The organism is Bacillota bacterium (genome assembly GCA_024655925.1).
Taxonomy (GTDB): Bacteria; Bacillota; DTU025; order DTU025; family JANLFS01; genus JANLFS01.
On record JANLFS010000110.1, the window covers coordinates 1 to 9074 of the forward strand.

Sequence of the window (9074 nt, forward strand, 5' to 3'; positions counted from 1 at the left end):
CCGGGCGGCGGCCGAGCTCGCGTTTTAGCCTGAAGTACTCCTCCATCATCCTCTTTGGAAGAGGATCATTCTTCCGTAGAACCTCAAACAGATCCAGCAGGCGGAAATCGAAGTGAACCTCGCAGCCTTCCGGATACGGCGGGCCCGCAGTCCCCAGCCCATCCTTTCGGGGCAAGACGGGGTTATCCCCAGCCAGGAGCGCCGGGATGTAGTGGGCTCGCTTGTAGTTGCCTATGAAGTCCAGGACAGTGAGGAAGTCCTTTCCCGGGTATTTTCTCAAGCCGCGACCAAGCTGCTGCAAGAAGACGACGAACGATTCAGTGGGCCGGAGGAACATGACAGTGTCCAAGCACGGGATGTCCACGCCCTCATTGAAGATGTCTACTGAGAATATGACCTGGAGGTTGCCTTCCTTGAGCGCTTCCACAGCCTCGACCCTGTCCACACACGCGTCCGAAGTGGAACCTCCGCTGTGCACTGCAGCAGCCTTGACACCATGCCGCCGGAACCACCTGGCCATGTACTCAGCATGGGCGATTCCCGCGCAGAACCCGAGCGTCCGCCGGCCGGCGAACTGCCTGTACTTCTCAAGGACCAGATCCGCCCTCTCTGCTCTCGACAGCTCCCTCTCCAGCTGCTCAACAACATACTGGCCGTTGCGGATGTCGATCTTGGAGTAGTCCGTGCACGAATCGAAGACTCCATAGTATTTGAATGGGGTCAACAGATCCCGGTTGATTGCGTCTTTGAGATAGGACTCGTACACCACATTGTCGTCGCACAGCTCGTATATGTCCCTGTTGTCCATGCGGTACGGTGTGGCGGTGAGCGCGAGGACGAAGGCGGGTTGGAAATGCTTGAGCACTTTCACGTAGCTGTCCGCAGCAGCGTGGTGGAACTCATCGACCACCATATAGTCAAACCGATCAGCGGGGAACTCGGCCAACCGGTCCTCTCGGGCGAGGGTCTGGATGGTCGCAAAGCAGATATCGGCATCCACGTCTCGTCTCTCGCCGCACACGAAGCCGCGCCGCGATTGAGGCCTAACCCGCCCGAAACTCGCCTCCGCCTGCCGGAGTATCTCCTCCCTGTGCGCGATGAAGAGGACTCTCGAGAATTCGGCGGAATCGAATGCCGCAAGGTATGTCTTCCCGATCCCCGTGGGTGCCACGACAAGTCCGCGCCTTACCCCTTCTTCCCTGGCCCTCTTAAGGTAGTAGAGCGCCTCGATCTGCATGCCGAAAGGGATCGGAACGTCCTTGTGATCGTCTTCCTCGACCTCGCGCTGGGGAACAGGCCAAGGCACGGCGGGGGCCGGACCCAGCAGCGGGTATACTTCCCGCGAAGGCACCCGGGCTTTACGCCAGTTCATGGCGTAATTCTTGAGGGTCTCCAAAGTGAGCGGATTGGATCGGTTCCAGAAGAGGTCGTCAAATCCCTGTGAGAACCGGAGGTATGCCTCCCTTGCCTCGGATGCCCTGACGCAGTAGTTCCACTCGATCCCGTAGGTTAGTCCTGATGCCGACAGGTTCGAGGACCCCACGTAAGCTTCGCTATCGTCCTCGTAGTCGAACAGGTAAGCTTTTGGATGAAAGGGGCGCGCCCCGTCGGAGAACAGCCTGATCTCCGCACGCGGACCCAGGACATCCAGCAGATAGTAGAGGGCCGGTGGCTCGGTAACAGACATGTAAGTGCTAGTCAGTATCTTGATGGGAACCCCCCGGGATGCCGCTCGGGCGAGAGCTTCTCCTATGAGCTTGGCACCGGACTCCATGAGAAAGGCGACCACAAACCGAACCCCAATGGCTCGATCGACGCAGTGTTCTAGGTGGCGGATGAGATGATCCTCGCCTCCGAGAACCGCGTTGGACCTGCCCATCATCTGGTCGACGCACCCCATTCCCTGGGACCTCAAGATGAACCGGATTCGCTCGTCCCGCCGAATTCGCCCCTTAGCATGAAGTATTCGCCCCCACGCAGGAGTATCCTGCGAGAGATCCCCGACCCCCACCTCGCCCCCCTACCCGATCCGTCGTGGAGGCGAGGGCGGGTTCGTGGAACCGGGCGAGGCATGCCGTCCATTCCCCGCCATGAAGGTAGCCAACCTCTTGCAGCGCAAAGTATATAGGGCTCCGATATGCGCCGCGGGGAGGCGTGTGCGCCTGGTTGACGATTGCCCGGCGGGGCTGCGCGAGTCACGCGCGCCGCCGCGCCCCCCAGACGGGCAAGACCGGCGTGCCCCCGGTCCGATTTCTGGTGTCGTGCTAACCGCACACATGCCGCCAAACGGGTGGGCGCAGTCCATGCCGACCTTCCCCCGAGATCGGCGGCGAGCATAGCCCTTAGAGACCCTACCAGGGTCAGCGACAGGGATAGCCATTGGGGCCCGACCGGGTTCGGCAAAAGGAGGTTCGCAGGCGTCGGACGAACGTGCAAGTCAGCCCGAAAGCCAGGCAAAGCAGTGTTCGGCCAAGGGGGACGCCCGGGCGGCGGCGGCCCTGTATAAGCAGGCATACGACATCGAGCCCACCTGTTTCAGGGCGAGCAGGTACATTCACTTCATGCGCGTCCAGTCGAGACAAAGCGCCCGCGCGGCGGCGCGCTTCGCAGAGCAGGTCTCGAAGCTGTGGTACGGGGATCAGTGGTTTGTGCGAGAGCACGTGTGGGCAATACATGCGGCGTATATCAGATCATCAGGGCAGGAAGGCGAGGACGAGGGTGAACCTGGCTCAATCGATCAGGTGGGCTACAACACGATGGTGAAAGCGGCCGAACGTATTCTGGAATTGACCCAAGAAACCCTGCCCGTCAGGCGCACAGTGTTCGCAGTAGCCAAAGAGGCCTAGCGCCGCAATGACTGGGAGGACGTGCTCAGACTCGTCCAGAGGCTCGATGAACACAGCCTGTCGACCCAGTCCAGAGAGGTGAACGGTAGATCAATCCTGTCCGAGCATGAACAATGGCTCGTCCTACTGTCGCGCGCGCTCTACGAGACCGGCCAGATGTCGGAGTGCATAGTCCGCGCGGACCTAGGGATTGCGACCTACCCGAAGGCTCTGGCATTTCACCGAATCAAGGCTCTGGCGACCACGGAACACGTAAGCCCCGAGGAAGGCCTCAAACAGCTGGAGCAGGCACATTCCCGGTTTCCCCGACAACGCTACCTCGAACAGGACATCGCCCGGCTGCACAGACGGCGCGGGAACCCCGAAGCGGCACTGCGCTGGTATTGCGAGGCAGCTGAATCCCCGAGGGACATCTCCGGGCGCATTACGATGTTTGAGGAGATGGCGGACCTGCTTTCCGAGACCGGGCGATGGCAGGAGGCCGGTGACCACCTGAAGCTTTCATGGGCCATAGCAGTCCGAGAGGGTTGGCAGAAAAGGGCAGACAAAGTAGGTCAGCAACTGAAGGACCCGGCGTCGTCCCACCCGACAGATATCCTGGACCCCGGGGGGGCAGACCTCACCTTCGGTTGAAACTGCCGGGAGCCCGTGCAGCGCCTTTTGGCGCAAGGTGGTCTCTTCAGCGCTTGCGAACGGCTCGGGGGTGATCAGCAAGTGGTTCCCAGACCGCCTTTTCGGATTCGTCAAGCAGTCAGGCGGCGAGGACATCTTCTTCCACGGCAAGGACTTCAACGGCCACGGTCAGCGGCCCTGCGTTGGAATGGAAGTGATGTTCCAAATCCGCGACTCATACGACACCGCGAAGGGCCGTAGCAGCCACAAGGCTGTGAAGGTGACCCCAAGCAGCAAACGGTAGACGGGTCGGGAGACATGTGAGCCGCCAAATGCAGAACAGACCTGGGCCTGCGGACCCGGGGCCTGGCAGACAGCGGATGCGTTACCGTATCGCTTTATCGAATCATTTTGTATGCAGTGTAGATCAAAAGGACCGCGAACGCCTTCTTCAGCATATGGACAGGCACGTGGGCCGTGAGCCAGACCCCGGCCCATGTCCCTGCCACAGCTCCGACTGAGAGGAGTGCAGCACTTCTCCAGTCGACGTTGCCCCTCGCCGCGTGCTGTGCTGTTCCGATTATCGCCGTGGGAACGATCACTGCAAGAGAGGTACCGATCCCGACCAAAGTGGACTTGCCCAGCAGGAACACTATCGCCGGCACCAATATCACTCCTCCGCCGACGCCCAGCGCGGCGCTGAGAATCCCTGCTCCTAATCCTGCCACCAGAGTTCCGAGCACAATGCCACCGCCTCAACAGGAGTACCGAGATTCCCTGGATATCGTCGACGTACCCTATTCGACCCGGGTCCGGGCAAACCTTCTTCGCCCGGAGGGGGGAACGTGAATCGATCCGCCGTAGATGCTGGTCAGCGGAGCATAGGACTGGCAGCATGTCCTGTCAGTCATGCCACGGGCCAGCCGGCCCGCACTTTGAGGCCAAGGGGGACAAGCAGAAACGGGACACGATGGAGGCGTCCTGCGATTCCGGCCTGTGCGGGCAGTGCCACTCCCAGTACTCAGAGTGGGAGAAGTCCCGCCACTCAGACGGCTACTCCTTCGACTGTCACGTAATAGCCCAGGCCCCTCTTGCTCAACTGCGCCAAGTGTAACCATCCCGAAGGCTTCACCGAGGCCATGGATCTCGCGAGCAGGGCGAGGACAGCGCCCGTCTCGCCTGTCACGACTCGCACCCGATGACAAGCCGGCGCAGTCCGAGGTTGAGCGCACCGGGCCTAGGACAGACAAGTCGGAGCTGTGCGGGATGTGCCATCTTTACGTGGACGGCTCCGACATCAACGGCAGGCAGTCGCAGATACGCGTGCTCTGGGAGGAGCTAGGCGCTCTCCTGCGCGACCTGAACGGCGGGGTTCTCCCTTGGTACAGACCGGGCGACAAGTGGGCGACTTGTGACCGCGGAGGGACGCTCCCGTTCAACGACGACCTCCATCTTGTGCTGGAGAATGCCTACATCAACTACAAGCTGGTCATGAACGACCGTAGCTGGGGCATGTACAACTACGAGTACACAAGACGTCTGCTGGAAGACTCAATCGAAGCAGTCAGGGCGCTGGGGGAATAGCAGTGACACTCTCACTGTCTTTGGCACGGATGCTTCAAGGTCTTGCGGGATCGACTTCCTCGTGCCGAGGTGCCCGTGTCAACTTGAGCAACCTGGGCCTGCAAATGATCTCGCGGATCTCCATGCCCTCAAAGGGGGAAAAGAAGGCCCACTGTCCAGACGCGGCGGCCACGATGGCAGTGTCTGCCGCTACTGATATAACCTCTTCTCCTGGTTCCAGGTAGCCTGAGTCACAAGCAACGATGACAGCCTGGACACACAATGCCATCCCACCGCCAAACAAGCTGAGAGTGTGATGGATCGCCGCCAGCTTGACGTCAGGTCTCCCAGGAATCAGGACATCCCCGAACGGAAGAATGCTTCGCACGAGCGCAACTCCTTTCGAAGCAAGCTCGGCGCTCACCTCATCCTTGATGGTAACCCGGGTCATCCCCTTCTCGGGTGTGGCGTACTAGTGGGTCGCCGGAAACGTGACAGCAATGACCCGCGATTCGGTCCCATGAAGCGCGTCCGCAAGGTCCGAAGCACCCTTCCCATCCGACGTGAACACAAGCACCGTGTGTAGGTGCGTTTCCCGGACGTAGTCTCTCACCGCCTCGATAACATGCGGGAAATACTCCTCACCTTCCCCTGGTAGGTATATCGTCTGACGCCACAGTGCATTTTCCATATTGCAGCCTCCTCTTGGCGTCACTGATGACCTTGCTGTAGTGTCCGAAGTGTCGTCGATCCAAGGAATAGCATGCAGAAGAGATGTACTCGGAACACACCATGACGAAGATGTAGAGATTGAAGCCACGGATATCGAGACCGTCCTCTCGGAAAACGTGTTCACCGTTCCTACCGTTAGCATGCGGGCGAGGTTGATCCAGATGGTGTGACTCGAAGCGCGTGAGATCTTCCTTGCCGGGCTCGTACCGGCAGATGTAGCGTTGGGGCAGGTAGCAATGATTCTTGACCTTGCCGAACTCCCAGCACCAGATCTCTCTCTCACCGGCAAGGTACAACTTCCGCTTATTGATCGCTATCCACACGATTCTTCCTGTTTGGTCCGTCAGGCAGCTGACGTAGCAGTCGTTAAGAGCACGCAGCGAAGTCGGGGAATATGTAAGCTCCTCGAGTTCACGAAGACACCTCCACGTCGGATATCCGTCGGCCATGACCCGAGTGCTGCCCCCTTTCCCGCATCAGAAACGGAACTGGGGGGTTCCACAACCCCCCAGCAGCCTTCTTGTGGGAATCCTCGCGCCGGGCCCTGGCCTGTCCCACTCCGAGCTGTAGCCAGGAATTGTTGCTCGGCCGCAGCACGGAACACTTGGTAGAGAGACACCCAGTAATCCTCGGTGAAACTGTCCCCAATTAGAGAGTATCCAAGGACATGCATCGCATAGAACACGTGCGATGGCCAACCATAGTGCTGTTCGAGCTCTCCGAGTCTCCGCGCTGCATATTCCACTGCGTCATGACGCCTGACTATCATCTTCATCACCTCCCGGCTACAGCTTCCGTACAGGATTCCGCGTTTGAAGAATCCTATGTGCCGAGCTAGCCAGTAGAGATTCACCGACGCATCACCGGCATATGTTACCAGATGACTGCCTTTGGTATTCGCCGACGGTGCCAGGAATCCTTCTTGAGTGCCCGCAAGTACGTACCCACAGTCTACTCTCAGGTGCGCAGCCTGGCACCCGAGGAAGTCGCCTCTGGGTTTCACGTCAACCTTTGGCCTGAGCCAGCAGACTCGAGGACCCCGGGCAGGATCTACCCCTTCATACGTGTGCCGATGTCGTAGGTAGCCTGCTATTGGAGCATGCGGTAAGGTTCCCAGCGGTAAGGTTCCCAGAGGAAGTCAAGGCTGACCTTCAGCGACTTGCCCATGTCTCTAAGTGGCTGTGCAAGGAGATGAAGTTCGCCTTCGACGGGGACGTGGATTTCATCCCCACTGAGGAGTGTAGCAAGGAAGATGCTGAAAGGGCACGCGAAGACGCAAGATTCGTAGTCGCAGTTGCGGAGAAGGTGATGCCTGCGGATTGGTGCCATCTCGGAGCGTCTGCATCCTCCTTCTCCGGGGCCTTGCCCCCACTCGGTCCGCTGCGTGTGGGCAGTCACCAGGCGGGTCCAAGGGCAACACTCCTCTGGTAACCGTCTTCTGGCTGTAATATGCCATTTTGGTGCTCTCATCCCTGTGATCCCGAAACGGAAGGCGGCCGCAGTCTACACAAGACATCAAACGCAGTCCTCAGCCCGAGCTCCACCCGCCCAGATCGCAAGGCGCCGAGCTTCGGCTTACATCTCGCTGGGGGCACGCCTTTGCTCACCCTATGAGTTCATCCATCCCGGACCCGAATCTTATGTTGATGGTCCACGAGAGACGTGTTACATTAGGGATAGAATACTCGAGTATATGTAACATATAAGTTACAACTCTTGATCACGGGGGGTTGCCTCTTGAACGATATCAACGTCATCATTGGCGCCAGGCTGAGAGAGGCCAGGGTGAGGATGGGGCTGACCCAGCGCCAGGCCGCGTCGTTGGTCAACATCACCCGAGAGGAACTAAGCTACTACGAGACTGGCCGTCGCGATATCAGCCTGGGCAAGCTGGCACGGCTGGCTGCCTTGTATGGTTACTCAATGGATCACTTCCTCAAGGGTGATGCCCATAACGAAAGCGAGGTTGCAGTGGCTTTTCGCGCCTCAGATCTATGCGATGACGACATGGAAATCGTCGCCTGGGCTAGAAGGCTCATATCGGACATTGCAGCTCTCGATGCTGTACTCGAGGAGCGTGGTCGTTGATGGGAGTGTCTGACGAGGCGAAACTGGCAGCGCAAGTGAGACGAGAATGGGGTGTGGGCGAGACGCAGTCCATAGATATCCTCAGGATTCTGTGGACATGGGAGAGAATATCGGTCGTGCGGACCCCGTTCGGCCGGTCCTCCAAGGTATCAGGGTTGTTTGCCCGCAAGAATCGCTCTGTTATCATCGTCTTAAACAGCAATAGAACTCTGGGACATCAGCGCTTCATAGCCGCGCACGAGTTATACCATGTCAAGTTCGGTGAGGGAATGACTGGACGCGTATGCTCAGCCGCGCAGTTCCCCGAGAGGCAGCCTGACGAGCTTAGCGCAGATAGATTCGCGGCTCACTTGCTCGTTCCCAGGAGCGGTGTTGAAGCCATCTTGGCCATGCACGGCAGTGAGACAGCGCCGAGTTGGCCAACGATACTAAAGCTTGAGCAATACTTCAAGGTAAGTCATAGGGCGATGCTTTGGCGCCTTCTAGACTTGGGGTACTTCCGAAACCGAGAGCAAATGGAGGAATACGGATCCAATGTGATCAGGCAGGCGCGCCTGCTCGGCTACGACACCAGACTCTACGAGTCAGATCTCACGCATGAAGTCCTATCAGATGTCCCCGAGAAGATTCGCGTAGCTCTCGCCGATGGGCTGATCAGCCGAGGCTGGGCAGACGAGCTCCTCGACGCCATGGGAGTTGTTGACCAGGATACAGGAGGCGGCGACGATGATCAACTGGACTGAGTCTTCGGCGCCGGTGTTCTTCGACACCGACTGCCTCGCGTGTTTTGTGTGGACAGGCAGTCTGATGGTGTTGCATATAGCCAAGCAACTGCGAAGTGGTATTATGCGGCCTTGAAGTACAGCCTGGCGTCCACGCGCCTTCTCACCTTGCTCGGAGTGTTGTAGGCGTACACGTGGAACTTACGTATCCTCTCGGGCAGTTCTTTGTCAGCCGAATACGCACTGCCTCGGGCGCAGTAGTCTTTAAGCCATGCCCACATGTTCTCCGGCGGATTCAGCTCAGGCGAATACGGGGGCAGGAAGAGGAAATGGAGCCTGCTCCGGTACTTGCGCTCGAACTCGGGCGCTATGAACCTGTGGGGCCGGTAGTTGTCGAGGATAACCCATACCTCTTTCCCCCGGCTCACGCGCATTAGCTTGTCTATGAACCGGCCCACATGCTGCGAGTTCATGCCTTCCTTGGGCGAATGGACGGAGTGGTACGTTTTGT

Annotated in this window: 14 protein-coding genes; 8 read left to right on the forward strand and 6 right to left on the reverse strand. The window is 58.9% G+C overall.

The window, feature by feature from the left end; all coding sequences use genetic code 11:
* On the reverse strand, positions 1-1900 hold a 1900-nt coding region (locus NUW23_13535), incomplete at its 3' end, for a DEAD/DEAH box helicase family protein (GenBank protein ID MCR4427182.1).
* A 661-nt stretch (positions 1901-2561) separates the two neighbouring features.
* Between NUW23_13535 and NUW23_13540 the strand changes: the two genes are divergently transcribed.
* The 3 genes from NUW23_13540 (at position 2562) to NUW23_13550 (ending at position 3762) form a co-directional block, all read left to right on the forward strand.
* Positions 2562-2846 carry a hypothetical protein gene (locus NUW23_13540; protein MCR4427183.1) on the forward strand — a complete coding sequence of 95 codons (285 nt, stop codon included), beginning with the start codon at positions 2562-2564 and terminating at the stop codon, positions 2844-2846.
* 21 nt (positions 2847-2867) lie between these two features.
* On the forward strand, positions 2868-3479 hold the full coding sequence (locus NUW23_13545; GenBank protein ID MCR4427184.1) for a hypothetical protein: 612 nt from the start codon (positions 2868-2870) through the stop codon (positions 3477-3479).
* 70 nt (positions 3480-3549) lie between these two features.
* Positions 3550-3762, forward strand: a complete 213-nt coding sequence (locus NUW23_13550) for a cold shock domain-containing protein (GenBank protein ID MCR4427185.1) — start codon at positions 3550-3552, stop codon at positions 3760-3762.
* Between the two features lie 94 nt (positions 3763-3856).
* Here the strand turns inward: NUW23_13550 and NUW23_13555 are convergent, their stop codons facing one another.
* Together NUW23_13555 and NUW23_13560 are read right to left on the reverse strand one after the other, a co-directional pair.
* Positions 3857-4201: a sulfite exporter TauE/SafE family protein gene (locus NUW23_13555; protein ID MCR4427186.1), complete on the reverse strand. Its 345-nt coding sequence runs from the start codon at positions 4199-4201 to the stop codon at positions 3857-3859.
* 302 nt (positions 4202-4503) lie between these two features.
* Positions 4504-4644, reverse strand: a complete 141-nt coding sequence (locus NUW23_13560) for a hypothetical protein (GenBank protein ID MCR4427187.1) — start codon at positions 4642-4644, stop codon at positions 4504-4506.
* Between the two features lie 80 nt (positions 4645-4724).
* Here NUW23_13560 and NUW23_13565 point away from each other — a divergent pair, with 80 nt between their 5' ends.
* Positions 4725-5042: a hypothetical protein gene (locus tag NUW23_13565; GenBank protein ID MCR4427188.1), complete on the forward strand. Its 318-nt coding sequence runs from the start codon at positions 4725-4727 to the stop codon at positions 5040-5042.
* Between the two features lie 34 nt (positions 5043-5076).
* Here NUW23_13565 and NUW23_13570 read toward each other — a convergent pair whose 3' ends face one another.
* Both NUW23_13570 and NUW23_13575 read right to left on the reverse strand, forming a co-directional pair.
* Positions 5077-5472, reverse strand: a complete 396-nt coding sequence (locus tag NUW23_13570) for a hypothetical protein (GenBank protein MCR4427189.1) — start codon at positions 5470-5472, stop codon at positions 5077-5079.
* A 21-nt stretch (positions 5473-5493) separates the two neighbouring features.
* On the reverse strand, positions 5494-5712 hold the full coding sequence (locus NUW23_13575; protein MCR4427190.1) for a hypothetical protein: 219 nt from the start codon (positions 5710-5712) through the stop codon (positions 5494-5496).
* A 1-nt stretch (position 5713) separates the two neighbouring features.
* Between NUW23_13575 and NUW23_13580 the strand changes: the two genes are divergently transcribed.
* From NUW23_13580 to NUW23_13595, 4 genes are all read left to right on the forward strand, one after another.
* Positions 5714-5923 carry a hypothetical protein gene (locus NUW23_13580; GenBank protein MCR4427191.1) on the forward strand — a complete coding sequence of 70 codons (210 nt, stop codon included), beginning with the start codon at positions 5714-5716 and terminating at the stop codon, positions 5921-5923.
* A gap of 922 nt (positions 5924-6845) precedes the next feature.
* The gene (locus tag NUW23_13585) at positions 6846-7184 is read left to right on the forward strand and encodes a hypothetical protein (protein MCR4427192.1); all 339 of its coding nucleotides are present in this window, start codon (positions 6846-6848) and stop codon (positions 7182-7184) included.
* A 306-nt stretch (positions 7185-7490) separates the two neighbouring features.
* Entirely contained in the window at positions 7491-7841 is a 351-nt protein-coding gene (locus NUW23_13590; GenBank protein MCR4427193.1) for a helix-turn-helix domain-containing protein, read from the forward strand.
* Complete coding sequence (locus NUW23_13595) at positions 7841-8584, forward strand: ImmA/IrrE family metallo-endopeptidase (GenBank protein MCR4427194.1); 744 nt, start codon at positions 7841-7843, stop codon at positions 8582-8584. The genes NUW23_13590 and NUW23_13595 overlap by 1 nt, the downstream gene beginning before the upstream one ends.
* Positions 8585-8685: 101 nt before the next feature.
* Here NUW23_13595 and NUW23_13600 read toward each other — a convergent pair.
* Positions 8686-9074 (reverse strand): transposase (locus NUW23_13600; GenBank protein MCR4427195.1); only part of this gene is annotated, 389 nt, incomplete at its 5' end.

Bases quoted from the DNA above. Each gene is read 5' to 3' on its own strand.
- NUW23_13570 (MCR4427189.1), bottom strand. From the start codon at position 5,472: ATGACCCGGGTTACCATCAAGGATGAGGTGAGCGCCGAGCTTGCTTCG.
- NUW23_13565 (MCR4427188.1), top strand. From the start codon at position 4,725: ATGTGCCATCTTTACGTGGACGGCTCCGACATCAACGGCAGGCAGTCG.
- NUW23_13575 (MCR4427190.1), bottom strand. From the start codon at position 5,712: ATGGAAAATGCACTGTGGCGTCAGACGATATACCTACCAGGGGAAGGT.
- NUW23_13595 (MCR4427194.1), top strand. From the start codon at position 7,841: ATGGGAGTGTCTGACGAGGCGAAACTGGCAGCGCAAGTGAGACGAGAA.
- NUW23_13540 (MCR4427183.1), top strand. From the start codon at position 2,562: ATGCGCGTCCAGTCGAGACAAAGCGCCCGCGCGGCGGCGCGCTTCGCA.